Source organism: Zoogloea sp. LCSB751 (assembly GCF_002028455.1).
In the GTDB taxonomy this organism is placed as follows: domain Bacteria; phylum Pseudomonadota; class Gammaproteobacteria; order Burkholderiales; family Rhodocyclaceae; genus Zoogloea.
Genome location: NZ_MWUM01000040.1, coordinates 1 through 26,410, shown reverse-complemented (window position 1 = coordinate 26,410; position 26,410 = coordinate 1). Strand labels below are relative to the sequence as shown.

Genomic DNA, 26,410 nt, shown 5'->3' with positions numbered 1-26,410 from the left:
TGGCGGCAGGAGTGAGGTCGACCATCAGCACGCCGAGCTCGTTGAGCTTGCGGCTGTTCTCGGCATGCACGTAGGCGCTGGTGGCGTCGAAGGCGATCTGCACGCCGTCGGCCAGCACGTGGGGCAGGAGGCCGTCCACGCCGTCGGCGGTGGTCTTGAGGCCCATCTCACGGGCCCGCTTGAGGCCGTCCGATTCCGGGTCGATGCCGACCATCCACACCGGCTCCAGCACGGGGCTGCGCTGCAGCTTGGCCAGCAGGTCCGTGCCGATGTTGCCCGGGCCGATCAGGGCGCATTTGATTTTCTTGGTCATCGCTGTGTTTCCTTTTGGGGTCGCGAAGGGTTAAACCATGCTGCGCACCACACCGCCTTCGACCCGCAGGGCCGCGCCGTGGGTGGCAGACGAAAGGGGACTGCAGACGTAGGCGACGAGATTCGCCACCTCCGCCGGGTCGATGAAGCGCTTGATCAGCGAGGTCGGCCGGGCGTTGGCGAAGAAATCCTTCTCCGCCTGCTCCAGGGACACGCCCTGCTCTTCCGCCAGGCGGCCGAAGAAGGTGGTGACGCCTTCAGTGCGGGTCGGGCCGGGCAGCACGGAATTGACCGTTACGCCGGAGCCGGTACAGGTTTCGGCGATGCCGCGGGCCACCGACAGCTGGGCCGACTTGCTCATGCCGTAATGCACCATCTCGGCCGGCGGGCAGATGCCGGATTCGCTGGAGATGAACACGATGCGGCCCCAATTGCGGGCCTTCATGGCCGGCAGGTAGTGGCGGGACAGGCGCACGCCGCTCATCACGTTGGTCTCGAAGAAATGGAACCATTCGGTGTCGTCGATCTCCTCGAAAGGGCGCGGATCGAAGATGCCGAGGTTGTTCACCAGGATGTCCACGTCGGCACAGGTGGTCACCAGCGCCTCGCAGCCGGCGGCAGTGCCCAGATCGGCGGCGATACCGCTGACCTTGGCGCCCGGCACCGCTTCGAGCAGGCGCGCGATGGTGGCCGACACGCCGGAACGGCTGCGTCCGTTGATGATCACCTCGGCGCCTTCGGCGGCCAGCTGGCGGGCGATGGCGAAGCCGATGCCCGAGGTGGAGCCGGTGACGAGGGCGCGCTTGCCGGTCAGTTGCAGATCCATGGCGGCCTCAGCTGAAACGGACGGAACAGCCGCCGATGCCACCGATGGTGACGCGCAGGCTGTCGCCGGCCTGCACCGGGATCAGCGCGGCCAGGGAGCCGGACAGCACGATGTCACCGGCCTTGAGGCCGATGCCCAGGCGGCCGAGGGTGTTGGCCAGCCAGGCCACGGCGTTGCACGGGTGACCGAGGGCCGCCGCGCCGGAGCCGGTGCCGACGATCTCGCCGTTCTTCTCGAGGACCATGCCGCAGGTGGCGAGGTCCACCTTGCGCGGGTCGACCATGCGGTCGCCCAGCACCAGCACGCCACAGGAGGCGTTGTCGGCGACGGTGTCCTGGATCTTGATCTTCCAGTCCTTGATGCGGCTGTCGACGATCTCGAAACAGGCCATCACGCCTTCGGTAGCGGCCAGCACGTCGGCGGCGGTGAGGCCGGGCCCCATCAGGTCCTTCTTCATGAGGAAGGCGATTTCGCCTTCGGCGCGGGGCTGGATCAGGGTGTTGGCGGGAATCGCCTCGCCCTCGTTGTACACCATGCCGTCGAGCAGCCAGCCGAAGTCGGGCTGATGCACGCCGAGCATGTTCATGACAACCTTGGAGGTCACGCCGATCTTCTTGCCGACCACGCGCTCGCCGGCCGCCAGGCGGCGGGCGATCATCTGTTGCTGGATCTGGTAGGCATCCTCGATGGTGATCTCGGGATGGCGCTCGGTGAGCGGGGTCAGGGTTTCGCGATTGACGAGGGCGTTGTAGAGCTCGTCGCCAAGCTGGGTGATCAGGGCCTTGTCCATGGATTTCTCTCAGGAAAGCGGTTGGGGTTCGGCGTCGGTGGCTTCGGCGAGGAAGTCGGCGACGAGACGGGCGAAACGGTCGGCGTGCTCGATCTGGGTCCAGTGGCCGCACTGACCGAACACGTGGAGCTGGGCACGGGGGATCCAGCGGGCCAGGGTCAGGGAGGTCTGCAGCGGGATGACCTTGTCCTCGCGGCCGTGGATCACCAGGGTCTGATTGGGCAGCGCACGGATGTCGACCTCGCGGCTGGCCATCGCATCCACCCAGCGCTGGCGCGGGGCCGGGAACATGGCGCCGAAGGACTCCTGGAAGCCCGGCCGGATGCTGGCCTCGTAGCGCAACTGGGCAAGCTCGTCATTGACCAGGTTACGGTCGTAGGCGAACAGGTCGAGCAGGCCGCGCATGGCCTCGAAGGACGGCTGGTAGCCCCACACGGCGTCCAGCGCCGGGGTGATCTCGAAAGGCACACCGACGCTGCCCATCAGCACCAGCCGGCGGACCCGCTCGGGATGGCGGATCGCCAGCGCCAGCGCGATGGCACCGCCGAAGGAGTTGCCGACCAGATCGGTGCGCTCGATGCCGAGGGCGTCGAGCACGGCGATCGCATGGGCAACCTGACGGTCCATCGAATAGACATCGCCGGGCAAGCGCTCGGTGTAGCCGAAGCCGAGCATGTCCGGCGCGATGACGCGGCGGGCCTCGGCCAGGGCCGGCATCACCAGCCGCCAGTTGGCCCAGGCGGTGACGCCCGGCCCCGAGCCGTGGATGAGCAGCACCGGCTCGCCAGAGCCCAGGTCATGGACGTTGGTCTGCCGGCCGGCCGCCGGGAGGAAGCGGCCGATTTCCGGGGAGGACGGAATGCTGCTCATGATCGTTGAAATCCTTTTTATCGTTTCACCGTGGGGGCGAATTCATTCGCCCGCGGACTTAATTCAGGCAGCCGAGGGCGAATGAATTCGCCCCTACTGTTTGGAGCTGTCAGAGCTTCACGCAGACGTTCTTCAGTTCGGTATAGAACTCGAGGGAATGCACACCGCCTTCGCGGCCGATACCGGACTGCTTGGCACCGCCAAAGGGCGTGCGCAGGTCCCGCAGGAACCAGGAGTTGACCCACACCAGTCCCACTTCCAGACGGCCGGCGACGCGGTGGGCGCGGGTCACATCCTTGGTCCACACCGAGGCGGCGAGGCCGTAGGTGGTGTTGTTGGCGCGGCGGACGACTTCCTCTTCGCTGTCGAAGGGCATCACCAGCGTGCAGGGGCCGAAGATTTCCTCGCGGGCAATGGCGGCTTCGTCGCCGAGGCCGGTCCAGATCGTCGGCTGGACCCAGGCACCTTCGCTCAGGGCGCCAGGCATGTCGGGCACGCCACCGCCGGTCACGACGGTGGCGCCCTCCTCCACCGCCTTGCGGTAGTAGGAAAGGACCTTCTGCTTGTGCTCCTGGGAGATCAGCGGCCCCATGCCAGTTTCCGGGTTGTCGGGCAGACCGACGACCAGCTTCTCGGCGCCCTGCTTCAGACGGGCAACGAAGGTGTCGAACAGCGGGCGCTCCACATACACCCGCTCGGTGCCGAGGCAGACCTGGCCGCAGTTGGCGAAGCAGGAACGCAGCGTGCCTTCGATGGCCGCATCCAGATCGGCGTCGGCGAAGACGATGGCCGGGTTCTTGCCGCCCATTTCCAGGGACACGGGGCGGGCACCGTCGGAGGCGGCCTTCATGATCGCCGCGCCGGTACGGGTCTCGCCGGTGAAGGTGATCGCGTTGACGCCCTGGTGACGGGTCAGGAATTCGCCGGCGGAATCCGGGCCGAAACCATGCACCACGTTGTAGACGCCCTTCGGGATGCCGACCGCGTTCATCACCTCGCCGAGCAACGTGGCAGTCTGCGGGGTTTCCTCGGAAGGCTTGACCACCACCGCGTTACCGCAGGCCAGGGCCGGGCCGACCTTCCAGGTCATCAGCAGCAACGGCAGGTTCCACGGGCACACCACGCCGACCACACCGACCGGGCGGCGCAGCGCGTAGTTGATCGCGCCACGGCCATCCGGCGTGGCCATCTCGAAGAACTCGCTGGGCACGTTCTTCACCACGTCGGCGAAGATCTTGAAGTTGGCGGCGCCGCGGGGAATGTCCAGGTGGCTGGCCAGGCTGCGCGGCTTGCCGGTGTCGGCCACTTCCGCCGCCAGGAAGTCCTCGAAGCGGCGGTTGATCTCGTTGGCCACGCCGTACAGCAGCTCGACCCGGTCGGCGACGGTGATGCGGCCCCATTCTCCTTCCAGCGCCGCGTGGCCGGCGGCGACCGCCGCATTCACCTCGGGCAGGCCGGCTTCGCTGACCTGGGCGATGACGCTGTTGTCCAGCGGGGAACGCTTCTCGAAGAGGCGGCCGCCGGCGGCCTCGACGAATTCTCCGTTGATGAAGTTCTTGATCAGTTTCATCTGCTGTTCGTCCTTCCTGGTGAAGAGCTTGTCTTGTTCACTCGGCGCCGATGGCCTGGAGGGCTGCCCGTGCGCATTCCTCGTCCTGGGCTTCGGACGCACCGGAGACGCCGATGCCGCCGATCAGCCCATCCGCGCCGCGGATCGGCAGGCCGCCGCCGAACACCACCAGGCGCGGCCGCGCGGAGAAGCCCAGCTTCATGCCCTCGTCGTGGCCGATCACCGCCATCCAGTCCTTGGTCGAAAAGCCGAAGCCGGCCGCGGTGTAGGCCTTGTCGATGGCGATGTCGATGGACTGCACAAAGGCGCCCGGCATGCGCAGGAAGCCGGCCAGGTTGCCGCCGCTGTCGGCCACCGCCACGTTGATGCGCACACCGATCTTGCTGGCGTGCGCCACCGCGGCCTGCAGCGCGAGGCTGGCCGCCTCGGCAGAAATCACGGCCTGGGGAACGGAAAGCGGGGTGGCGGAAGGCTGGCTCATCGGGGTCGGTCCTGAATCAGTGTCGTTGATGGAACGATATTTCCTTCTTATCTCGACGTCAACAGTTTTTCTCGAGATTTTTGATTATGATCGTTCCAAGCCTGTTCGGCTAGAATTCATAATAATCGCCGGGCGTCCAAGCGGCCCCGCCAGAACATTGGAATCCACACCATGAATGACCTAGTCTCCAGCACCGACCTCGCCAGCGAAGCCGACGAACCCAAGACCCTGGCCGAGGCGGCCTACCGCCAGCTGCGCCGGGACATCATCGAAGGCGTGCACCGCCCCGGCGAAAAGCTGCGGGTCGAGCACCTGAAGGATCAATATGAAGTGGGCGCCGGCACCCTGCGCGAGGCGCTGCAGCTGCTCGTCACCGACGCACTGGTGGTGGCCCAGGGGCAGCGTGGCTTCCGCGTCGCGCCGATCTCCCTCGACGACTTCGCCGACATCACCCGCACCCGCGTGCTGCTCGAGACCTCCGCGCTGCAGCAATCCATCGAACTCGGCGATGACACCTGGGAAGCCAACGTGGTAGCGGCCTTCCACATGCTGTCCCGCGCCGAGGACAAGCTCATCGAGGGCGCCAAGGGCACCCGCGAAGAATGGGAGCTGCGCAACCGGGCCTTCCACGAGGTGCTGATCTCGGCCTGCCCGTCGCGCTGGATCCGCCACTTCCAGAACATCCTGTACCACCAGTCGGAGCGCTACCGCCGCCTGTCCCTGTTCCGCCAGCCGATCCCGCGGGACGTGCACGCCGAGCACCAGGCCATCGTCGACGCGGCCCTCGCCCGCAACAGCGCCGAGGCCACCCGCATCCTCTCCGAACACATCCTGCGCACGCTGGACGCGGTGCGCCAGCTGCCGGCCGATTTCATCAATTAGCGGGGCACCAAACTCAACCACCGGTCTTCGTGAGATATAACTAAAGACATACACCCGCCGCTCCGTTAATCTCCCCGCAACGCGCCCACGCAGGCGCGTAAAGGCCGTGCACAGACGCGCCACGCCGAGGAGACACAAATAAAATGACGCCCCACCCTGCCAACGGAGCCCCGGCAAAGGGCATCCGCGTTGGTGAGAGCCATGACGCGGACGCAACAGCGGCCGCTCGCCAACTCGCCGGGGAGCTGGTCCCGGCCCCCGACCGCCTGTCCCTCGTCTTCGCCTCCAGCAATTACGCGCCGGAACAGCTGGAAGCCGGCTTCGCCGAGGCCTTCGGGCGAACGCCGCTGATTGGCTGCACGACGGCCGGCGAGATCGGCCCACGCGGCTATCAGCAGGCCAGCCTGGCCGGCGCATCCCTCGGTGACGATGTGATCGACTTCGAGATCGGCCTGCTCGACGGCCTCGACCGGCTCGATCCGCACTGCATGGCGGCCTTTGCCCGCGACCTGCGCAACGTGCTGCAGGCCCGCCACAGCCGCCTCGACAGCCTGTCCTGCTTCGCCTTCATGCTGGTGGATGGCCTGTGCGGACGTGAAGAAAGCGTCGCCCGCGCCTTTCACGATGGCCTCGGCGGCATTCCCCTGTCGGGTGGCTCCGCCGGCGACGATCTGCACTTCGTCGACACCCGAGTCATCTATAAGGGGCGTCTGGTGGACAACGCGGCGGTGCTGCTGGTCGGCGTCAGCCACCGCCCGCTGGAGGTGTTCCAGACCCAGCATTTCGCCCCCACCGACGCACGCCTGATCGTCACCGGCGCGATCCCCGCCGAACGCCGCGTCACCGAACTGAACGGCTGCGCCGCCGCCGGCGAATACGCCCACGCTCTCGGGCTCGACGTCGCCCAGCTGACCCCCGCCGTTTTTGCCGCCAACCCGGTGCTGGTGCGCATCGGCGGCGCCGACTTCGTACGTTCGATCCAGCGCGCCAATCCGGACGGCAGCCTGGACTTCTTCTGCGCCATCGACCGTGGCATCGTCTTCAAGATCGCCCACGGGGAAGACTTGCTGACCAACCTGGACAAGGCCCTCGACGCCGCCTCCGGAGCTGTCGGCGAGGCGGAGCTGATACTCGGCTGCGACTGCATACTGCGGCGCCTGGCCGCCACCGAGACCGGACTGTCCGACCAGGTCGGACAACGCTTCGCCGACGCCCGCGTCGTCGGCTTCAACACCTTCGGCGAGCAGTTCCGCGGCCTGCACCTCAACCAGACCTTCACCGGCATCGCCTTCGGCAGGGAGCCCAGACGATGAGCCACACCGACGAGCTGCGTTGCGCCCCCGACGACGCAGCCGGGCTGCGCGCCGAGATCGAGCGCCGCGACCGCATCATCGACGCGCTGGTTTTCCAGGCGGAGAGCAACCCGACCGCCCCGGGTCAGGACTATGGCCTGCTACAGACCACCTTCATGCTGGAAGAGCAGATCCGCCAGCGCACCGAGGAGCTGGTCGCCACCCTGAAGGCCCTGCGCGAGATGTCCGCCGAAGCCAGCGCCGCACGCCACCAGCTCGAAGCGGCGATGGACAACATGTCCGACGGCTTCGCGCTGTTCGACGCCGACGACCGCATCCTGCTGTGCAACGAAGCCTTCCGGCACCTGTGGGGGCTCGACGGCCACCTCGGCGGACGCTCCTTCGGCGAGGTACTGGCCGCCTGCGCCACCGACCCCGCACTGCCGCACCGCCTCCAGGCCTGCCGGAGCCGCCAGGACCGCAGCGAATTGAAACTCCCGTCCGGGCAGATCCTGCAGATCCGCGAGCGGCGCATGGACGATGGCTGCCTGGTCGGCATCTACTCCGACGTGACCGATCTGAAAGCCGAGGAAGCCTTGCTGCGCCAGCAGGCCCTGGCCCGCAAGTCCCAGTTGCTGCAGTCGACGCTGGACAGCATCGACCAGGGCATCGCGGTCTTCGACCGGGACGAACACCTGGTGGCCTGCAACAAGCGCTTCTTCGCGCTGCTGGCCCTGCCGGCGCCCCTCGCCGAGACCGGCAGCCCCCTCGCCGCCCTGCGCCACCACAGCCCGGCGATCAGCCGCCTGTGCCCGCCGGGTCTGGCCCCCCAATCCAGGGCCACGCGCTTCGAGCAGCGCAGCGGCGACGGACCGGTACTGGAGCTCGGGCGCTTCCCGATGCCCGACGAAGGCTTCGTGCTGACGGTTGGCGACATCACTTCCCTGAAGGAAGGCGAGGCCCGCATCGGCCGCCTGCTGGTCCAGCAGCGGGCAATCTTCGACAACGCCCATGTGGGCATCATCTTCTGCCGCGACCGCCTGATCCTCGACGCCAACCAGCACATGGCAGCGATCTTCGGCTACCACTCGCCGTCGGACCTGATCGGCCAGAGCACCGAGATCCTCTATCCGAGCCGTACGGACTACCTGGAGGTCGGTGGCCACATCTACCAGGAGCTGGCAACCCGCGGCTACAGCGAGGGCGACGTCCGCATGCTGCGCAAGGACGGCAGCCACGTATGGATCCGCCTGTCAGGCCGGCCGGTGGATGCGCGCAGCGGCAGCGAAGGCGCCATCTGGGTGTTCAGCGACATCACCCGCCAGCGCGAGCAGCATGCCCAGCTGGAACTGGCCCAACTGGTGTTCAATCACAGCAACGAGGCGCTGATGGTGACCGATGCGGACAACCGCATCGAGAGCGTCAATTCGGCCTTCAGCACCATCACCGGCTACGCTGCGGCAGAGGTTCTCGGCCGCAGCCCGTCCATCCTGAAGTCCAGCCAGCACGACAACGGCTTCTACAAATCCATGTGGGAAGCCCTGGCCCGGGACGACCGCTGGGAGGGCGAGATCGTGGACCGCCACAAGAGCGGGCGCGTCTACCCCAAGTGGCTGACGATCCGCGTCGTACGCAATCCAGACGCCAGCGTCGCCCATTACGTCGCCGCCTTCAGCGACATCAGCGCGCGCAAGGCCGCCGAAGCGCAGATCCAGTACATGGCCCACCACGACGCGCTGACCGGCCTGCCCAACCGCATCCTGTTGCGTGACCGCTTCGAGCAGTCCTTTCAGCGCAGCGTCCGCAACAACGGCACGCTGGGAATGTTCTTCCTCGACCTGGACCAGTTCAAGCACATCAACGACACCCTCGGCCACGCCATCGGCGACGATCTGCTGATGGCCGTGACCAATCGCCTGGCCGGCTGCCTGCGCCACAGCGACACGATCAGCCGCCTGGGTGGCGACGAGTTCATCATCCTCGTCGAAGGGGGCGAGTCGACGCGCTTCTACGCGGCAGTCGCAGAGAAGATCTGTCGCACGCTGGAAAAGCCCTTCGAGCTCGGCGGCCACGCGCTGACCGCCACCGGCACGCTGGGCATCGCCGTCTCACCGGGGGACGGCAAGGATTTCGACACCCTGCTGAAGAAGGCCGACATGGCCATGTACCACGCCAAAGCCCGCGGCCGCGCAACCTTCAGCTTCTTCGACGAACGCATGAACCAGGACTCGGCCGAGCGCCTGTCCCTCACCACCCAATTGCGCCGCGCCCTCGGTGCGGGCGAACTGCGACTGGTCTATCAACCGCAGTTCACCATCGGCGACGGCCGCATGATCGGCGCCGAGGCATTGATGCGCTGGCGCTCACCGCAGCTTGGCGACGTCAGCCCTGGACGCTTCATCCCGCTGGCCGAAGACACCGGCCTGATCCTGCCGATCGGTGAATGGGCGCTGTATGAATCCTGCCGCCAGGCCCGTACCTGGGCCGACGCCGGCAAGGCCTTGAAGGTCGCCGTCAATGTGTCGGCCGTGCAACTGCACCGCGACGACTTCTCGGCCACCCTCGCCGCCGTGCTGAGAGACACCGGTGCCGACCCGCGGCTGATCGAGCTGGAACTCACCGAGTCGGCGCTGATGAGCGACGCCGCCCGCTTCATCGAGCTGATCGCCTACGTACGCAGCCTGGGCATGTCGGTGGCCATCGACGATTTCGGCACCGGCTATTCGAGCCTGGCCTACCTGAAGCGCTTCCAGGTCACCAAACTCAAGGTCGATCGCTCCTTCGTCAAGGACATCCCGGACGATGAGGAAGACCGGGCCATTGCCGAGGCCATCGTGCGCATGGGCCAGTCACTGAAACTACGGGTGATTGCCGAAGGGGTGGAAACCCGCGAGCAGCTGGATTTCCTTTCGGGCATCGGCTGCCACGAGGTGCAGGGCTACCTGATGAGCCGCCCCATCGAGGCTGCGGCGCTGACCGACGGCCTGACTGCGGATTCCGCGGCCGGCCGGCATCATCACTGAAAGCTCAGGAAACGACGGTCAGGAAGCGCTCGTTGAGCTTGCGGTCGTGGTAGAACACGCCGGTGCCGACCTCTTCCCAGGTCCAGGTGATCGGCGCGTAATCCGGGTAAGGCTGGTAGCCGCCGCAGAAGGTCTCGAAGCGGTTGCCGGACGGATCGAAGGCGTAGATCGTGGTGCCGCGGGTTACGCCGTGGCGGGTCGGGCCGATGTCGATGGACACCTTGTTCATGGACATGATGTCTGCCGCACGCAGGACCTTCTCCCAGCTATCGAGCAGGAAGGACACGTGGTGCAGTTTGCCCGGCTCCGGGTGGCGCACAAAGGCGATGTCGTGGGCCTTGTGGGAGCAGGACAGCCAGATCGCCAGGTCGGTCTCGCCGTCTTCCATCAGCACGCGCTCGACCAGGTAGAAGCCCAGCACGTCCTTGAACAGCTTCTGCACCTTCTCGATGTCGGGGCCGTAGAGCAGACAGTGGTCCAGGCGCACCGGCGCGATGCCGCGCTCGGCATCGGGCGTCCAGGGGTCCGGGTTTACGTAAGCCATGCCGTTGCCAACATCGGTCTTTTCGGCATAGAGCTCGATCTGGTGACCGGACGGAATCTCGAAGCGCACGCGCTCGCCGGTTTCCAGCAGCTCGCCAGCGGGGATGCGCTCGGTCTGGACGCCGTAGGCCCGCAGGTCGTTGTTGAGCTTTTCCAGCGTGGCTTTGTCGGCCACCTTGAAGGCGAAGAAGTCCATGCCGGCGGATTCCGCCTCGCGCAGGATCAGGCTGTTGTGGTCGCGCTCGTCCCAGGCCTTGAAATACACGCGGCCCTGGGCGTCGCGGCCGGTCTCGATGAGGCCCAGCACATTCTTGTAGTGATTGACGCCCTCTTCCAGATCCAGCACGCGCAGCTGCATGTGGCCGGGACGCAGAACTCCGGTCATTGCCATTTCGTTATCTCCTCTTGTCCTTGTGGATGCCGGCATCGCCCGGGAAACCGCGTTGCGGCGCAGCTTCCCGACCCGGCGAGCACTGTGGTTATCTTAAACTCTCATCTCGATAAGTCAATTTATTCTCGAGATTTTATTTTTATATCGATTTAATTATCAAACCCGCTTGAACAACGGACTGCGCACCTGCTGCGCATCTGCCGCCGAGAAGAACTTTTCCGTATAGATGTCGTTCTCGAACAGACGGCCCTGCATCAGGGTCGAGATGCACGCGTCGATCATCATCGGCGGGCCGCACAGGTAAGCCTTGCGGCCGCGGAAGTCGTTGTCGAAGTGGGCCTTGGCCGCCTCGTGCACGTAGCCCCGGAAGCCCTGCCAGGCGGAATCCGCCGGCTCGTCCGACAGCGCCGGCACGTAGGTGAAGTTGGGATGCGTCTCCGCCAACGCCAGGAACTCGTCGTGGTAGTACAGCTCGGCGCGGCTGCGCTGGCCATACACCAGAGTGATCGGCAACGTGCTGCCTTCGGCCAGCAGGTCGAGAATCATGCTGCGCGGGCTGGACAGCCCCGAGCCGCCGGCCATGAACAGCAACGGGACATTGGCCGACTTGCGCACGAAGAAGCGGCCGTAAGGGCCGGACAGCTTGACCCGATCCCCTTCCGCCAGCTTCTCGTGGAGATAGCCGGTGCCGGTGCCGCCGGGCACGATGCGGACGTTGAGCTCGATCTCCCGCCCCGTCGACGGCACGTTGGCCAGCGAGAAGGCACGGCTGATGCCGAGGCCCGGAATATCCAGGTTGATGTACTGGCCAGCCTGGAAGTGGATGGCCTCGTCGAGCTCGACGAAGATGCCCTTGATGGTCGGCGTGAGCTGCTCGATACGCTTCACGGTTCCGGGGAAGTCCTTCACCGGGATGGACTCGGCGTCCGGCTCTTCCTCGATTTCCGCTTCGATGGTCACGTCGCTTTCGAGGCGCGCACAGCAGGCCAGGGTCTTGCCCTCGGTACGCTCGAAATCCATCAGCGCGAAGCTCGAGGCTTCACCGTGGTCCACTTCCCCGTCCAGCACCTGCACCTTGCAGGTGGCGCACAAGCCGTGGCAGCACGCATGGGGCAGCCAGATGCCAGCACGCAGGGAGGCATCCAGAATGGTCTGCCCCTCCTCGACCTCGATGGTCTGGCCGAGGGGTTCGATGGTCAGCTCGTAGGACATGATTCAGCTCGCAGAACCCTTGATGCCGGTAAGGCCGGGGGTGCGGAAGCGCAGCACGTCCTTGTGCTTGAGCCCCAGTTCGGCCAGCGTCTTGTTGAAGTCCGGCTGCCAGGGCTGGCTGGACTTCAGCCACTCGACCTTGCTCCAGTCGACCTTGGCGAAGTCGGGGTGATAGCCGAAGACGCCCGGCAGCACCTTGTCGATGATGTCGCCGAAACGCATGCTCGGCGGGAACGGCAGGCAGAACGGCGCGCAGAACAGCAGGTGCTGGTCCCAGCCGATGTAAAGCAGCTGGTTGCCGTGAAAGTTCTCGAGCCGGTCGGCGGACTCGAAGGAATATTCCTTGATGGCGGCTACGCCCATGGTTTGTCTCCTTGTATTTTCCGGTGCGGAATCCGGCCGGCGCCCTGCGCCGGGCCGGATTCACTCCTGTCTGTCAGGCGGCGTTCTTGGTCGCCATGCCGCGCCAGGCCTCGAAGTTCTTCTGGTCCTCGGAACCTTCGAAGTCCAGGTTGTCGCGCCCCTGGGCCAGGTGGTAGTAGTCGAGCACGGCCGACAGCGGATCGAAGCCCTCGGCGGTCGGATCGACGCCTTCCTCGAAGCAGTTGCCCTGGTAGATCTGGTGCACCGGCAGCCAGGCCTGGATGTACTTCTCCGGCTCGTGCTCGAAGATCTCTTTGCAGCCGTCGGAGCAGAAGTGGTACTTGTTGTCCTTGTAATCGACCTCGCGGTAGCAGATCTGCGTGGGATCGCCCGGCTCGGTGAAGATCATCGGGATCTGGCAGGTCTGGCAAAGCATGGGCAGCGTCTTGTTGTAGAAGCGGTTGCCCTTCTTGGCCTCCTCGCGCCAGTGCTCCAGGCGCGGCCGGTAGTACTTGTCGAAGCTGTTCGGGTACTTCTGCGACAGCCAGTCCAGTTCGTCGTCGGTGGGAATCCAGGTGTGGAAGTTGCACGCCGCGGCGTAGTTGTAGAAGGTCGCCCAGGCCTGGTGGGAGATGTGGTCCTTGTCCTGCTCGATCTGGTCGAGCCACTTGGGCGGACGGATGCCGTAGCGGGCCAGATCCTTGAACAGCGCGCCGCCGTTCTCCTCGAAGTAAACCTCCCAGGCTTCCTTCCAGCTCATGATGCGCTTGGGCAGCATGTAGTCCATCATCATGCCGACCAGGGTCAGCACGCGGTAGCCGCGCCAGGTCCACTTGTCGATCCACTGCTGCACGATGGGCAGGTTGTCCGGGTCCTGCTCCAGCACGAACTTGATGACCTCCAGGCCCAGCGTCATGTGACGGGCTTCGTCGGACTGGGCCGAGAAGCCGAAGGTCATGGTGCCCATGTCGCCGTTGTAGGCGGCGCCGGACACGAAGGGCACGAACAGCAGGTTGGTCAGCACGTACTCGAAGCTGAAGCCGATCGCCACCATGAACTCGAAGGGGCCGGCGGTGACGGCGTCGTCGAAGAACGAGCGCGGCACCGACAGGTACCACACGCGCTCCAGCATGTGCCGGTAGTCGTGGAAGCCGTTGTAGTACTTGTTGTAGTTGGACAGGGAGTGGATCTGCGTCTGGGCGTGGCGGATCTCGTCCAGGGACTGCATCAGGCAGGCAACCCGTGCGCCAACACCGGGGAACTGGCGGCCGGTCATCGCGAAGCCGCGGTGGGCCATGTACTCCAGCGGGCTGATGCCGTTCAGGAACAGCTTGATGGCGTTGAGGTAGCGCGCATCGGTGACGTTGAGGTGGCCGTTGTTCTGGGCGTAGGCGTCGATGATCGCGTACAGCTTGCGCTCCTTCTCGGCCTGGTACTTCCAGTAGGCGTCCATGGTCAGGCGGAAGGGGTCTTCCCACTTGTCCCAGTCATGGATCTTGATGCCTTCGTACTTGACGAAGGGGAACACGTCGTCCATCGACTGGTAGGTGGTTTCCCAGCCCAGGCCGCGGGTCATGTGCTGGTACTTCTCCTTGAGGCCCAGCTTCTTCTTGCCGACTTTCATGTCCATCTTGCGCGTCTCCTCGAAGGGTTCAGGCGTTCCAGCTCAGGGTCAGCTCGTCGTCGGTCTCGTCGACGTTGCCCGTGAGGGAAATCAGGTTGATGTGCAGTTCCTGCAGGTCGAAATCGCGGCCGATCAGCTCCTCGATGGTCGAGCGGCGCACGACCAGCGAGCCTTCGGCGTCGATCTTCACCATCGCCGGCTGCTCGTTGCAGACGGCATGGGGGTTGTCGGCGAGGATGGCCTGGATGATCTGGCGGGTGTCGTCGTTGGTCTGCAGCGCGATGAATACCTTGGACATGGGGCTTCCTTTCAGAGGCTGACGCCGGCCTTGGCCATGCGCGCGTTGAACTGGTCCACCACCTCGCTGGTGATGGCGTCGGCTTCGGCACCGAGGGCGATCTGGGCGATCGGCATCAGCGCGGCGGCGGCGCGGTCGCGCCAGTGGGTGATCCAGGTTTCCATCTGGGTCTTGTTCTCGGCGGATTCGGCGGCCGCGGTCTTCACCGTGGCGTCCACCCACTTCCTGGTTTCGGCGAACCAGTCGGTCATGAACTGGGTGAGCATCGCGATCGGCGTGCCACCCTTCGACGAGAGCACGTTGTCGATGATGGTTTCGTACACCAGCGGGTACAGCAGGCCATCCAGCGCCACCATCTGGGCGACGAAGACTTCCAGCGGGTCCTTCAGCACGAAACAGTCTTCCACGTAGCGGCGCAGGCCCTGCCAGGCGCTGTCTTCCATCCAGCTCTGCTTGGCGGTGTCGAGCACGTCCACGTCGTCGCCCAGCAGCAGGCCGACGCGGGTGATGTACTGGGCGATGCCCAGCATGTCCATGGAGTGGAAGATGCACGGCTGGGTCAGCGCGGTGCCGTAGCCGTAGGCGGTGATGAAGGCGGCGTTCATGTTGCCGCCCCAGGCTGCGTGGCGCAGCGGCAGCAGCAACTTGAGCACGGTGTCGGTCAGCTCGGCCGGCAGCGTGTCGGCCAGGCCACGGCCCTCGACGAAGTCGAAATTCGACTCGGCGGTTTCCTGCTGCTTGGCGCGGGCCAGCGTGTAGGCGCCGTAGTAGAACTGGCGCGGGTCCTTGAAGGCGTACCAGTCGGCCATCTTGATCGCGCTGCGGGAGGCGTCGAAGATCTCGTGGTCCGGATCCCAGGTCGGTCGGTAATGGAAGTTGTGGGTCGCCTGAACTTCCAGCGTGCCTTCCTGATAGCGGGTCGCCGCCTTGTCCGCGCCGATGCGGCGGGCGATGTGGTCGAACGTCTGCCGCTGCGGCTTGATGGTGACGGTGCGCAGATCCATCTGCATGGTGTCTCTCCTCCTTCTTCTATTCAAATTCCGGGCGTGCGGCCCGGCCGGTTCATCTGAAGCGTTGGTGCGTGGCCTCGTGGAGACTCCAGTTGAAGGCGCCGTCCTCCTCCGCCTCCGGCCGGGAACCCTCCAGGAGGATCACCCGGTTGGTCTGGCAGAACTCCTCGTAGGCGGCCTCGGGCAGCAGCATCTCGACGAAGAGCGCGGGATCGGAAATGGAGAACTCGAACTCCACCAGGCCGTCGGGGCGCCGCTCCACCAGGCGTACGTACTTGCGGTTCACATCCACGGGCGGCGGGCTGGTCGGATCGATCATCGTGTCCTCGGTCTGGTCTGCAACAGGCTTCTCCTAATCAAGCCCCGTACCAGATCCGGCAAACCCCTGATCCAGAAAGACAAAATCCGCTTTTTCTCGAGATTACGAGAAAAAGCGGATTTTATGGATTGATCAATTGATCAAATGCTGCAGTGCAGCTTGATGATCTGGTGAAACAGTCAGGCGAACCCGGCCGCGCCGGATTCGCCTGACTGGCCGTGCTCAGAAGTCGTAAGCGATCTTGCCGTAGTAGAAGCCGCCGGCGGTGGCGTAGGGTTGGGTGCCGTATACGGCGCTCGACGTCCCGGTGGTCGGCTCGCCGGGCCCGTTCTTGTCGGGACGCACGTTGAACAGATTGGCTGCGCCCACGGTGAGCTTCCACGACTTCGTCAGCGCGTAATTCACATCCAGGTCGGTGATCCACTTGGCGCCGAAGTTCACGTCCTGGGCCGATCTCTCGGAACGGAACCAGGTGAGCTTGTCATAGCGGGTAGCGGCGAGGTTGATGTCGAAGCGGTCGATGAACCAGCGCGCGCCGAGGATCAGCTTGGTCTGCGGATAGCCGTCGGTAAGCCCGCCCACCGACGAGCGCGGGAACCAGATCGTGTTGCCGCCGGGGTTCGCGCCCACATTGGCGATTGCCGACGGGGTATTCTTGATCCTCTCCACCTCGGTCTTGTTCCAGTTGAAGGCGGCGCTCCAGCGCACCGTCCCCAGCCGGGCGTAGTCCCGCGTCGTTTCGGCCACCAGATCCACCCCGGTGGTCTTGGTATCCACCGCGTTGGCGAAGTACTGCACCCACTCACCGCCGGTGTAGCCGTACTTCTGCAACAGCGGCGCAAACGCCGGACCATAGAGATAGCCGGTGCGGATGATGCGGTCGCGGATGTCGACCCGATAGGCATCGAGGGTGATGTTGGTCTGGCGATCGGGCTGGAAGGTGACGCCCAGGCCAAAGTTGGTGGACTTCTCCGGCTTCAGGTCTTCGGCGCCGAGTTCCCGCGCCAGCGGCGAGGTGTTGCGCAGCAGTTTTGACAAGCTGGGCACCAGGTTGCCGTTGATGTCGGTGTTGGTGCGGTTGTCCGTCTGCGCATAGCCGATCTGGGACAGGGACGGCGCACGGAAGCCCGACCCCACCGTGCCACGTACCGCAAACTGGGGCGTGAGATCGTAGCGGGAATTGAGCTTGCCGCTCACCGTGTTGCCGGAGCCATCGCCATAGCGTTCGGCCCGTATCGCCGTATCGACGAACCAGTTCTCCCGCGGGTGGAAGCCCAGGTCCAGGTAGGCCCCCGCCACGTTGCGCTTGAGATGGGCTTCGTCGATCGGCGCCAGCACCACCGCGGCCTGGGCGCCGACGTTGGCCGGCTTGCCCACGTTGGGATTCCCCTCCTGGTCGCCCGCCTTGAAGACATAGCCACCGTTGGTATAGCCGAGCGGATCGCCGGCAAAGGTATCGAAGCCGTCCTGGCGGAACTCCCCGCCGAAGGACACCTGCAGGGGCTTCTTCAGACCGATATCGAAGCCACGGGTCACGTCCAGGTTGTTCACCCACTGGGTGAACTGATAGGTCGCCAGGTTGTCGAAGCGCGTCGGCGAGGCCGGACCCAGGGACGGGTTGATGGTCAGGTCGCTGAACTGGCGATTACGGCTCTTGCCATAGGAGGTGCTCAAGTCCCAGTCCCAATCGTTGCTCCGCCCCTTTGCACCGAATACGAACTGGAAGTCGATCTCGTGGGAATTGTTGAGGGCGAAATAGCCGTCGGGGAACAGTTGGGTGATCGTCGCCAGCCCGTTGGCGCGGCGGAAGTTGTTGCCGGCCACCGTATCCCGTTGCCCGCCGGTACCGAATGAATACAGCGACACCGCGCTGTTGACCGGCAATTCAGCGTTATAGGACAGGTTCCAGGCCTCGATCTGGGGATCCCCGTTATGCGCGCCGTCCCGGTTCCAGGTGGCATTCTTGGGGTTGGAGGCCGGCGACCAATTGACGGTATTGGTCGCCGGGAAATTGTTCCACGCCTGGCCACGCTTGCGCGCATCGACGCTGAAATGGATGAAACCGTCCGAACCCAGTTCGGTGCCGAAATCGGCTTCACCCTTGGTGGTCGTCAGATCGCCGTCGCCTTCATACAGGCGGCCGCTGGACAAGCCCACGTGGCCGCCAAAGTTACGCTTGAGGACGATGTTCACCACGCCGGCCACCGCGTCGGTGCCGTATTGCGCCGCCGCGCTGTCCTTCAGCACCTCGATGTGATGCACCGCGCTCAAGGGGATCAGATCCAGGTCCACCGCATTGACGCCGCTGCTGTCGCCGCCGCCGTTGGTGAGCAGTGCGCTGTTGTGGCGGCGCTTGCCGTTGACCAGCACCAGCGTATAGGCCGGCCCGAGGCCACGATTGGAAACCGGCCTCACGATGGAATTCACACCGGCCACGTGATAGCCGAAATTGAAGGACGGCAACAGGCGGGTCAGTGCTTCGCCGAGTTCGGCCCGCCCGCCGCTGCGCGCCAGTTGGTCCGCACTGATGATGTCGATCGGTGCGGGGCTCTCGACCACCGTCCGCCGGCCGCCGCGCACCCCGGTGACGATGACGGTATCCAGCGCACTACCGGTGGTTTCGGGCACCGCGGCCTTGTCATCGACACCTTCTGCCGCCTGCAAGGGCGAACTGCCCAACAGGGCCGCCGCAATTGCCGCGGCCAATACGGAAGGGGCGCATGGGCGTGGCGCGGAATCCCCGGCCCGCGTCCGGCGAATAAGACTGACATGACTGAAAGACTGCTTCATCGACATCACCTCCTGATTGGGAAGCGCATGCCATGGCAGCAATCATGCCAATCAAGTTCCACCGGTCACATCTGGCCAGCCTGTCCGCTACCCAATTCCAAACAAATGATATTGCAGTGAAATGACATCGGCCTCCAGCCGCCGAACATGGCCGGAATTGAACCCTCCATTACCTCAAGTGTTTGCGCTTCAACACATCGTCATCAACCCGGTTTCATTTCGGGTCACATCGCCATTTCTGGAACAGGCCCTGAATGCGACCCAAAATAGGCATTTGACATCAAGCATTCCAAAAAGCATATTCCTTAAGGATTCCTTAAACCTTTTCACCGAACATCCCGATCGAGCCGCCCGGGGCACAACAGCCCTCCCGACACGGCCGCCCCTTCCCCAACCGCAAGGAGTCCCCAATGCCTCTCCGTCACACCGCCGCACTCATCACCCTGGCCTTCGGCGCCCTTGGCAGCAGCCAGGCCGCCCCCACCGCCGAGCCGATCCAGCCGATCACCCCGCCGAAGATCACCAACCCGGCGGCCGTCGAGCTGGGCAAGGCTTTGTTCTTTGACCCCCGCCTGTCCAAGTCGGGCTTCATTTCCTGCAACTCCTGCCACAATCTCTCCCTGGGCGGCAGCGACAACCTCAAGAGTTCCATCGGCCACGGCTGGCAGAAAGGACCGATCAATTCCCCCACGGTGCTCAATGCCCGCTACAACCTGGCCCAGTTCTGGGACGGCCGTGCCGCCGACCTCAAGGCGCAGGCCGGCGGTCCGATCGCCAACCCGGGCGAGATGGCCTTCAGCCACGAACTGGCGGTCAACACCCTGAAGACCATTCCCAGCTACGTGGGCGCCTTCCGCAAGGCCTACGGCTCCGACGAAATCAACGTGGACCGCATCACCGGCGCAATCGCCGCCTTCGAAGAGACGCTGGTGACGCCCAATTCGCGCTTCGACCAGTGGTTGAAGGGCAACAAGAAGGCGCTGAATACGGAAGAGCTGGCCGGCTACAAGCTGTTCAAGGACAGCGGCTGCGTGGCATGCCACAACGGCCCGGCCGTTGGCGGCAACTCCTTCCAGAAGATGGGGGTGGTTGAGGCTTACAAGGCGAACAGCCCGGCCGAGGGGCGCATCGCGGTGACCGGCAAGGATGCCGATCGCTTCCTGTTCAAGGTGCCCACGCTGCGCAACGTGGAACTCACCTATCCGTACTTCCACGACGGCGGCGCGGCGACGCTCGGCGAGGCGGTGGACACCATGGGCCGCCTGCAGCTGGGCCGCAAGTTCAGTGCCGACGAAAACGCCAAGATCGTCGCCTTCCTGAAGACCCTCACCGGCCAGCAGCCGTCGTTCAAGCTGCCGGTACTGCCGCCGTCTTCCGACACCACGCCGCGGCCGCAGCCGTTCTGAGCCTGTGGTCTCAGCTCGCCGGACTGGCCGGCGAGCGTACAGCGGGGGCGCCATCGGGCGTCCCCGTTTTTTCCATTCCCCGCTCCAGCGCCTTGACCATCTTGCCAACCACGGTCAGGGACATCTCGCCGCGGGGGAAGACGCGGCAGGCCAGCACCACGCCGCTGGCCTCTTCCTCCGCACTCACACAGTCGCGGCTCATCTTGCGGGCTTCGAAACTGCCGGAATGGATCGCCACCTTGCACACCCCGCATCCGCCGCCGCGGCAACCGACGGGGATGCCCCGCCGCCCCAGCACCTCCATGCCGCGCAACAGGTTCAATTCGGCATCGCAGCTGTAGTCCTCACCGCTGTTTCCGATATGGATCAGGTACTTCTGGGCCATGGTCTCCTCCTGGCGCATCGTCGATCCGGCGTCCTCGCTCTTGCTGGCGAATCGGTCCGGTTTCATTTTTCTCGAGATTATGTATTATTATCGCCAATAAGCTTATAACGCAAGCTGATGAGGAATCGGCGCGCTGCCGTGCAGAGCGTCCGCAGCCCCACATCGGGCACGTGGTATAAGGCCTTGTCTTCCCGCTGCCCGGCGACACGCCGGCCATCACTATTCCTATCAAGCGGCGGAAGACGCTGGAGGAGACATCGTGAGCGACATCCATTACCCGCAGAACGCCGATCTGCGCAGCCTCCTGCGCTTCTGTTCCGAGAAGGGCCTGATCTGGCTCGACGAGAGCCGCATGATCCTGATGCACGCGGCGGCCCTGTCCGAACTGCGCAAGGAACTCATCAACTCGCTCGGCATCGACCAGGCCCGCCGCATCCTCACCCGCATGGGCTACGCCGCCGGCGCCCGCGATGCCGAGCTGGCCAGGAAGATCCGCGGCGACCACAGCCTGCAGGACGCCTTCGTGGTCGGTCCCCAGCTGCACATGCTCGAAGGCATGGTGCATGTCACCCCATTCAAGCTCGACTTCGACAAGGACGCCAGCCACTTCTACGGCGATTTCCTGTGGGAGAACTCCGTCGAGGCGGAAGTCCATGTGCGCGAGTTCGGCCATGCGGAGCATCCGGTGTGCTGGATGCAGATCGGCTACGCGTCGGGCTACACCTCGGCCTTCATGGGACGCTTCATCCTTTTCAAGGAAACCGAGTGCATGGCCACCGGCCGCAACCGTTGCCGGATCGTCGGCAAGCCGGTGGAGGAATGGCCGGACGCCGCCGACTACACACCGTATTACGAGGCTGACTCCATCGTCAGCCGCATGCTCGAACTGCGCAGCGAGGTCGATGCACTGCGCGCCACGCTGGAACGCCGCCTGCCACCGCCCAGCCTGATCGGCTCGTCGGCGGGTTTCCGCCACGCCTACACGCTGATCGACAAGGCCGCCGTCACCCAGGTCACGGTATTGCTGCTCGGCGAAACCGGCGTCGGCAAGGAGCGTTTCGCCCGCGCGCTGCACGAGATGAGCCCGCGCGCCGGCGGCCCTTTCGTGGCGATCAACTGTGCGGCCCTGCCCCACGATCTGATCGAGTCGGAGCTGTTCGGCGTCGAGCGCGGCGCCTTCACCGGCGCCCAGGTCTCGCGGATGGGCAAGTTCGAACGCGCCGACGGCGGCACCCTGTTCCTCGACGAGGTCGGCGAACTGCCGCTGGCCGCCCAGGCCAAGCTGCTGCGCGTACTGCAGGAAGGCGAGATCGAACGTCTCGGCGACGACCGCACGCGCAAGATCAACGTGCGCTTGGTCGCCGCGACCAACGTGGACCTCCACGCCGCGGTCAAGGCCGGGCGCTTCCGCAGCGACCTGTTCTACCGGCTCAACGTCTATCCGGTGGTGATCCCGCCGCTGCGCGAGCGGGTCGCCGACATTCCGCTGCTGGTCGAAGCCATGCTGAAGCGTTTCGGCGCCCTGCACGGCAAGCGCCTCGCCGGCGTCACCGACAAGGCCCTGCGCGCCCTCAAGGGCCATGCCTGGCCCGGCAATATCCGTGAGCTGGAGAACACCATCGAGCGCGGCGTGATCCTTGCCCCGCAGGACGAATGGATCGAGGTGGACCACCTGTTCGCCGGCCCCCAGGACTTCGAGGCCAGCCAGGAAGGCATCAACGATGCCGGCAGCCTGAGTGCGGCGGATGCGAAAGACACCACCGACACCCTGTGCAACCAGGTCATCGCCGCCGGCATGGGCCTGGACGGCTTCGAACAGGCGCTGATCCAGCATGCGGTCAAGGAAGCGAAGGGCAACCTGTCCGGCGCGGCGCGCCTGCTCGGCATCACCCGCCCCCAGCTCAACTACCGCCTGAAGAAGAAGGAAGCCTCGGTATGACCCGCCCCGCCCCCGGGGCGCAACCCGCTCCGGCTCAGGATGGGGCCATCACACCGTCGGAGGCGGCCTGCCAGCGCGCCTCGATGGTCGCTGCAGGCACCGGCCGGCTGAACAGGTAGCCTTGCAGGAAATCGCAACCGGCACGGCGCAGCAGCTCGGCCTGGCTCTCCGTCTCCACCCCTTCGGCGACCACCGCCAACCCAAGGGTGCGTGCCAGGGCCAGGATGGTATGCACGATCGCCACCCCGTGTTCGTCCAGATCGGCCTCGGCAACGAAGGACCGGTCGATCTTCAGCACGTCGATCGGCAGCCGGCGCAGGTAGGCCAGGCTTGAGTAGCCGGTGCCGAAATCGTCGATGGCCACCGTCACGCCCAGCGCTTTCAGCGCCTGCAAGGTTTCCGCCGCCGCCTCCGGGCGGTTCATCACCATGCTCTCGGTCAGCTCGATCTCCAGCAGGGTCGGCGGGATCTCCGCGGCTTCAGCCTGGCAGAGGATCTCGCCGACCAGGTCGCCCTCGACGAACTGGCGCGCCGAAATATTCACCGCCACCCGCTGCCAGCCAAAACCGGCGCGGTGCCAGGCCGCGATCTGCCGGCAGGCCTCGCGCAGGGTCCACCGCCCCAGCTCGCCGATCAGGCCGCAATCCTCCGCCACCGGAATGAACTGGGACGGCTGGACGGCACCCCGTTCGGCGTTGTGCCAACGCAGCAGCGCCTCGTAGCCGACGATCTGGCCGCTGGTGGCGACCACCTTGGGCTGGTAATGCAGACTCAGCTCGCCATGGGCCAACGCGTGGCGCAGCGCCGTTTCCAGCTCAAGCCGCAAGCGGGCGGCTTCCGACATGGCCGGCTCGAAGAAGCGATAGACGCCCCGCCCCGCCGCCTTGGCCGCATACATGGCGACGTCGGCATTCTTCATCAGCGTGGTGCCGTCCACGCCGTCGTCCGGGAAGACCGCCACGCCGATCGACGTACCGATGTTGATGCGATGGGACAGGACCTGGATCGGCTCGCTGATCGCCTCGATGATCTTGCGGGCCAGCATCGCGCAGACGCGGCCGTTCTGCAGACCGCGCACCAGCACCACGAACTCATCGCCGCCCAGGCGCGCCACCGTATCGGACTGGCGCACCAGGCTCTTGACCCGCTGGGCGACCTCCATCAGCAGCAGGTCCCCAACCTGATGCCCCAGGCTGTCATTGACGCTCTTGAACTGGTCCAGGTCGAGGAACATCAGCCCCAGCTGTTCCCGGTCGCGGCGGGCCATCTCGATACCGTGACGCAGGCGGTCCTCGAGCAGGAAGCGGTTCGGCAGCCCGGTCAGCGCATCGTGGAAAGCCAGGAAGCGGATGCGCTCGTCCTTCTCCTGGGACTCGGTGATATCGGTGACGGCGAACACGTAGTGCGTGACCTTCCCATCGGCATCGCGCACCGCATCGATGGAACGGCGTTCGAGGAACAGGCCGCCATCAGCCTTGCGGCTCCATACCTCGCCGGACCAGTGCCCCATGCGCCGCAGTTCGGCCCACATGGCCTCAACGGCGAGCGGATCGTGATCGGCGGGGTTCAGGGTCCCGATGGGCTGCCCGACGATGGCCGCCGGCGACATGCCGGTCATCGCGCAAAAGGCCGGATTGGCCTCGACGATCTGGCCCTCCGCGTCAGTGACGATCACCCCGGCGGCAATGTTTTCGATCGCTGCGGACGCGAGCCGGACCTTGGCGGTGCGCTCAGCCACCATGCTTTCCAGCCCGGCGTTCTGGGACGCCAGCGCATCGCGGGCCGCCAGCAGATCCTGGTTCAGGGCTTCGACGAGTTCCTGCTGCCGTCGTGCCTCGCCCAGCAGCCCCTGGTTCTCGATCAGGCTGCGCCGGGCCGTCAGCAAGGTCTTGCGCGCCCAGTGATGGGCCGACAACATCGTCAGCAGATAGCCGATCGTCAGCGTACCGAGCACCACGGCTCCGGGCGACGGAAGCGTGAAGAACAGCACCGCTCCCGGCAGCAGGAGGCAGGCGATGTAAAAGCGTGCCGACCACAGGACCGGCGCCAGCACCGACGCGGCCCGCCCGGCCAGACCGAAATGGATGAGGGCCAGCACCAGCACCTCCTCGAGGCGGATCCCCGACCACAACTGGAACGGCAGCAGCGCCCACAAGGCGGACACCGCCGCCAGCGGGATCCAGAACAGACGCTCCATGAAAGGCAGGGAATATTCGGTGAAGATCCGCCCCCCCAGGCGCAGCGTCACCAGCCGGACGGCAACCACCGTCAGCATCGCCAGCAACCATGGAATCGCCAGCCAGTCTCCGGTCATCGACCGGTGCAACCAGGCCACGCAGATCACCGCGGCCCCATTGAGCAAGGCCCCCCCCTGCCCCTGGGCAAAGGCGTTTTCGATCAGAGACCAGCGTAGCAACTGATCATGGCGGTTTTCATTTTCCATTCAGATGAATCTCGGGCAAGACCACTACCGGCATGCTGTGAAACAAACATTCCGGCGCAATCCAGCCCTATTCCGGGCTGGACAAACCTGCCCTTAACGACGCGGGCCCTACAGACTTGAACACGGCAAGACGGCGTCCGTGCCGTATTCCACACCCCGTCCTGCCAGAACCTCCAAAAGCAAATGCCCTTCGTCCACTGACAAAGGGCATTTCCTGTACCCACGACGTTCCGCTTCAAGCTCCGTTGAACCCGGTGGGCCGCGGCCTCACGCAGGTGCAGATCAGCTCCAGCCACTGTCGTGAAGATGTTCGTCCGGCGACCGCAAGGATCGCCACGCCCCCATGTGCGACAGGCAAGCGTCAAAAGCGCCGGCCCAATAATCAAACCACCAACTCAGCGGGCTCATGATCCTGCTCCTAACCGACTTTTTGCTTGGTACCGCAAGAAAGTCCGGAACAGGCCAGGGTAATGCCTTCGCGCTCACTCTGGCCCCCGGATGCGGAACATGCCGAAAAGCCGAAAAATGTTACGACGTACGATCCGTCACGCCTAGCTTGCACCCGCCGGCCCTGCGCGCACGAGAATTATTTCGCGGCCGGCGCACAATATTTTCTTATTGCGTTCCATTACCCCTCCTTCTGAAATGGGCAACAAGAACTTCACACCGTATACATAAACAGCAACATGTACGCCAGACAAAATAAAATCAAATGATTCAATACCTTAACTCCACACAGAGCACCGCACGGGACATAGACGTAAAGTTTCCCGACACTGCGAAACCGCCGTCGAATCCATTCGGAGGCGGGTGCCGATCAATACCCGGCAAGCGTACTGCCGCAATTCCGCACCAAAGGATCAGCTTTTCTGATCCGGCAATTTCTCTCCAACCTCCTCAAGCCCTTTCCTCCGTATTCAGAACGTTCACCGCGCCCCTCCGGGTAATCCCCTAAACCGTTCCACCTAGGGGAAAACCCCTAACAAAACAACGCCAAAAGCATCACCCATATGGCGTAATCTCCACACGTTCTTTTTTCACCCACCTCATCGCCGCGCAGTACGGCGGCATCAGCATTTCCGTTTCTGTTCCCGTTTCCGTTCCGTTTCACTGCTGTTACAGAAAGGTAAGGACCATGGATTTTCTGATCGTCATCGCAGCTCTGGTATTTCTGATGTTCATTGCCTACCGGGGTTATAGCCACCCCCTTACACACAACTCACCCCTGATCCATTTTCCTTGCCTGGCGCATGCCTTCGACAAAGACGGCCAGCTGCTGGAGACCGAGCCAGATTGTCTTGGCGCCGGGCTCACCATCATGTCGGCGGGCCAGGAAGCCTCCACGCTGGGCGATCAGGCGCAAGACGGTGTTCAGCGCGGGCACGGCTGTCGGGATGGGCTTCTTGTTCAGGATAAAGGCGGCCCGCCACTCATCGGCTTCGAACGCCATGTCGGCGGGTAAATCGGGCAGGCTCCGACCCAGGCGCATCAGGCGGTTGATCCGCCAGGCGATCACCATGTAAAGCGCCAGCGCACTTTGCAGGCGACGCGTGTCGGCCAGTTGCAGGCGCTCGACCCGGCAGCCTTCCTTGAGCACCAGGAAGAACAGTTCGATCTCCCAGCGGGCGCGATACCAGTCGA

Annotated in this window: 21 protein-coding genes and 1 pseudogene; 5 read left to right on the top strand and 17 right to left on the bottom strand. The window is 64.7% G+C overall.

Features of this window, described 5'->3' with window-relative positions; translation table 11 throughout:
- The 6 genes and pseudogenes from B4920_RS24710 to B4920_RS24685 form a co-directional block, all read right to left on the bottom strand.
- Positions 1-313, bottom strand: a pseudogene (locus tag B4920_RS24710) (acetaldehyde dehydrogenase (acetylating)); the annotation flags it as partial.
- A gap of 30 nt (positions 314-343) precedes the next feature.
- Positions 344-1,138, bottom strand: a complete 795-nt coding sequence (locus B4920_RS24705) for an SDR family NAD(P)-dependent oxidoreductase (protein WP_079437415.1) — start codon at positions 1,136-1,138, stop codon at positions 344-346.
- Between the two features lie 7 nt (positions 1,139-1,145).
- Positions 1,146-1,928, bottom strand: a complete 783-nt coding sequence (dmpE, locus tag B4920_RS24700) for a 2-oxopent-4-enoate hydratase (protein WP_079437414.1) — start codon at positions 1,926-1,928, stop codon at positions 1,146-1,148.
- A gap of 9 nt (positions 1,929-1,937) precedes the next feature.
- On the bottom strand, positions 1,938-2,798 hold the full coding sequence (locus tag B4920_RS24695; RefSeq protein WP_079437413.1) for an alpha/beta fold hydrolase: 861 nt from the start codon (positions 2,796-2,798) through the stop codon (positions 1,938-1,940).
- Positions 2,799-2,907: 109 nt separating this feature from the next.
- On the bottom strand, positions 2,908-4,368 hold the full coding sequence (locus B4920_RS24690) for a 2-hydroxymuconic semialdehyde dehydrogenase (RefSeq protein WP_079437412.1): 1,461 nt from the start codon (positions 4,366-4,368) through the stop codon (positions 2,908-2,910).
- Between the two features lie 37 nt (positions 4,369-4,405).
- A complete protein-coding gene (locus B4920_RS24685) occupies positions 4,406-4,849 on the bottom strand; it encodes a heme-binding protein (RefSeq protein ID WP_079437411.1) in 444 nt (147 codons plus the stop codon).
- Between the two features lie 171 nt (positions 4,850-5,020).
- Here B4920_RS24685 and B4920_RS24680 point away from each other — a divergent pair, with 171 nt between their 5' ends.
- The 3 genes from B4920_RS24680 to B4920_RS24670 all read left to right on the top strand — a co-directional run bounded on the left by B4920_RS24680 (position 5,021) and on the right by B4920_RS24670 (position 10,046).
- Entirely contained in the window at positions 5,021-5,731 is a 711-nt protein-coding gene (locus tag B4920_RS24680; RefSeq protein ID WP_079437410.1) for an FCD domain-containing protein, read from the top strand.
- Between the two features lie 143 nt (positions 5,732-5,874).
- Positions 5,875-7,044, top strand: a complete 1,170-nt coding sequence (locus B4920_RS24675; protein WP_079437409.1) for an FIST N-terminal domain-containing protein — start codon at positions 5,875-5,877, stop codon at positions 7,042-7,044.
- Positions 7,041-10,046 (top strand): EAL domain-containing protein, encoded by a 3,006-nt coding sequence (locus B4920_RS24670; RefSeq protein ID WP_079437408.1) that lies wholly within the window; start codon positions 7,041-7,043, stop codon positions 10,044-10,046. Before B4920_RS24675 ends, B4920_RS24670 begins: the two co-directional genes overlap by 4 nt.
- 4 nt (positions 10,047-10,050) lie before the next feature.
- Here B4920_RS24670 and B4920_RS24665 read toward each other — a convergent pair whose 3' ends face one another.
- The 8 genes from B4920_RS24665 to B4920_RS24630 all read right to left on the bottom strand — a co-directional run bounded on the left by B4920_RS24665 (position 10,051) and on the right by B4920_RS24630 (position 18,485).
- A complete protein-coding gene (locus B4920_RS24665) occupies positions 10,051-10,980 on the bottom strand; it encodes a catechol 2,3-dioxygenase (RefSeq protein ID WP_079437407.1) in 930 nt (309 codons plus the stop codon).
- Positions 10,981-11,136: 156 nt separating this feature from the next.
- On the bottom strand, positions 11,137-12,192 hold the full coding sequence (locus B4920_RS24660) for an NADH:ubiquinone reductase (Na(+)-transporting) subunit F (RefSeq protein WP_079437406.1): 1,056 nt from the start codon (positions 12,190-12,192) through the stop codon (positions 11,137-11,139).
- 3 nt (positions 12,193-12,195) lie between these two features.
- On the bottom strand, positions 12,196-12,555 hold the full coding sequence (locus B4920_RS24655) for a phenol hydroxylase subunit P4 (RefSeq protein WP_079437405.1): 360 nt from the start codon (positions 12,553-12,555) through the stop codon (positions 12,196-12,198).
- Positions 12,556-12,628: 73 nt separating this feature from the next.
- On the bottom strand, positions 12,629-14,185 hold the full coding sequence (locus tag B4920_RS24650; RefSeq protein WP_079437404.1) for an aromatic/alkene/methane monooxygenase hydroxylase/oxygenase subunit alpha: 1,557 nt from the start codon (positions 14,183-14,185) through the stop codon (positions 12,629-12,631).
- Between the two features lie 22 nt (positions 14,186-14,207).
- Positions 14,208-14,477 (bottom strand): MmoB/DmpM family protein, encoded by a 270-nt coding sequence (locus B4920_RS24645; RefSeq protein WP_079437403.1) that lies wholly within the window; start codon positions 14,475-14,477, stop codon positions 14,208-14,210.
- Between the two features lie 11 nt (positions 14,478-14,488).
- A complete protein-coding gene (locus tag B4920_RS24640) occupies positions 14,489-15,487 on the bottom strand; it encodes an aromatic/alkene monooxygenase hydroxylase subunit beta (RefSeq protein WP_079437402.1) in 999 nt (332 codons plus the stop codon).
- A gap of 52 nt (positions 15,488-15,539) precedes the next feature.
- Positions 15,540-15,806: a phenol hydroxylase subunit gene (locus B4920_RS24635; RefSeq protein ID WP_079437401.1), complete on the bottom strand. Its 267-nt coding sequence runs from the start codon at positions 15,804-15,806 to the stop codon at positions 15,540-15,542.
- A 222-nt stretch (positions 15,807-16,028) separates the two neighbouring features.
- Positions 16,029-18,485, bottom strand: coding sequence for a TonB-dependent siderophore receptor (locus B4920_RS24630; protein ID WP_254051050.1), 2,457 nt, complete (start codon positions 18,483-18,485; stop codon positions 16,029-16,031).
- Between the two features lie 521 nt (positions 18,486-19,006).
- Between B4920_RS24630 and B4920_RS24625 the strand changes: the two genes are divergently transcribed.
- Positions 19,007-20,002, top strand: coding sequence for a cytochrome-c peroxidase (locus B4920_RS24625; RefSeq protein ID WP_079437399.1), 996 nt, complete (start codon positions 19,007-19,009; stop codon positions 20,000-20,002).
- A gap of 10 nt (positions 20,003-20,012) precedes the next feature.
- Here the strand turns inward: B4920_RS24625 and B4920_RS24620 are convergent, their stop codons facing one another.
- Positions 20,013-20,453 carry a 2Fe-2S iron-sulfur cluster-binding protein gene (locus B4920_RS24620; protein WP_368664738.1) on the bottom strand — a complete coding sequence of 147 codons (441 nt, stop codon included), beginning with the start codon at positions 20,451-20,453 and terminating at the stop codon, positions 20,013-20,015.
- A 193-nt stretch (positions 20,454-20,646) separates the two neighbouring features.
- Here B4920_RS24620 and B4920_RS24615 point away from each other — a divergent pair, with 193 nt between their 5' ends.
- Positions 20,647-22,326 carry a sigma-54-dependent Fis family transcriptional regulator gene (locus tag B4920_RS24615; protein WP_079437398.1) on the top strand — a complete coding sequence of 560 codons (1,680 nt, stop codon included), beginning with the start codon at positions 20,647-20,649 and terminating at the stop codon, positions 22,324-22,326.
- 34 nt (positions 22,327-22,360) lie between these two features.
- Here B4920_RS24615 and B4920_RS24610 read toward each other — a convergent pair whose 3' ends face one another.
- Both B4920_RS24610 and B4920_RS24605 read right to left on the bottom strand, forming a co-directional pair.
- On the bottom strand, positions 22,361-24,769 hold the full coding sequence (locus B4920_RS24610; protein WP_079437397.1) for a bifunctional diguanylate cyclase/phosphodiesterase: 2,409 nt from the start codon (positions 24,767-24,769) through the stop codon (positions 22,361-22,363).
- 1,219 nt (positions 24,770-25,988) lie between these two features.
- The coding region (locus B4920_RS24605; protein WP_305847118.1) for an IS4 family transposase at positions 25,989-26,410 on the bottom strand (422 nt) is incomplete at its 5' end.

Coding starts and splice junctions, on each gene's coding strand:
- B4920_RS24705 (WP_079437415.1), bottom strand. CDS start 1,138: ATGGATCTGCAACTGACCGGCAAGCGCGCCCTCGTCACCGGCTCCACC.
- dmpE (WP_079437414.1), bottom strand. CDS start 1,928: ATGGACAAGGCCCTGATCACCCAGCTTGGCGACGAGCTCTACAACGCC.
- B4920_RS24695 (WP_079437413.1), bottom strand. CDS start 2,798: ATGAGCAGCATTCCGTCCTCCCCGGAAATCGGCCGCTTCCTCCCGGCG.
- B4920_RS24690 (WP_079437412.1), bottom strand. CDS start 4,368: ATGAAACTGATCAAGAACTTCATCAACGGAGAATTCGTCGAGGCCGCC.
- B4920_RS24685 (WP_079437411.1), bottom strand. CDS start 4,849: ATGAGCCAGCCTTCCGCCACCCCGCTTTCCGTTCCCCAGGCCGTGATT.
- B4920_RS24680 (WP_079437410.1), top strand. CDS start 5,021: ATGAATGACCTAGTCTCCAGCACCGACCTCGCCAGCGAAGCCGACGAA.
- B4920_RS24675 (WP_079437409.1), top strand. CDS start 5,875: ATGACGCCCCACCCTGCCAACGGAGCCCCGGCAAAGGGCATCCGCGTT.
- B4920_RS24670 (WP_079437408.1), top strand. CDS start 7,041: ATGAGCCACACCGACGAGCTGCGTTGCGCCCCCGACGACGCAGCCGGG.
- B4920_RS24665 (WP_079437407.1), bottom strand. CDS start 10,980: ATGGCAATGACCGGAGTTCTGCGTCCCGGCCACATGCAGCTGCGCGTG.
- B4920_RS24660 (WP_079437406.1), bottom strand. CDS start 12,192: ATGTCCTACGAGCTGACCATCGAACCCCTCGGCCAGACCATCGAGGTC.
- B4920_RS24655 (WP_079437405.1), bottom strand. CDS start 12,555: ATGGGCGTAGCCGCCATCAAGGAATATTCCTTCGAGTCCGCCGACCGG.
- B4920_RS24650 (WP_079437404.1), bottom strand. CDS start 14,185: ATGGACATGAAAGTCGGCAAGAAGAAGCTGGGCCTCAAGGAGAAGTAC.
- B4920_RS24645 (WP_079437403.1), bottom strand. CDS start 14,477: ATGTCCAAGGTATTCATCGCGCTGCAGACCAACGACGACACCCGCCAG.
- B4920_RS24640 (WP_079437402.1), bottom strand. CDS start 15,487: ATGCAGATGGATCTGCGCACCGTCACCATCAAGCCGCAGCGGCAGACG.
- B4920_RS24635 (WP_079437401.1), bottom strand. CDS start 15,806: ATGATCGATCCGACCAGCCCGCCGCCCGTGGATGTGAACCGCAAGTAC.
- B4920_RS24625 (WP_079437399.1), top strand. CDS start 19,007: ATGCCTCTCCGTCACACCGCCGCACTCATCACCCTGGCCTTCGGCGCC.
- B4920_RS24620 (WP_368664738.1), bottom strand. CDS start 20,453: ATGAAACCGGACCGATTCGCCAGCAAGAGCGAGGACGCCGGATCGACG.
- B4920_RS24610 (WP_079437397.1), bottom strand. CDS start 24,769: ATGGAAAATGAAAACCGCCATGATCAGTTGCTACGCTGGTCTCTGATC.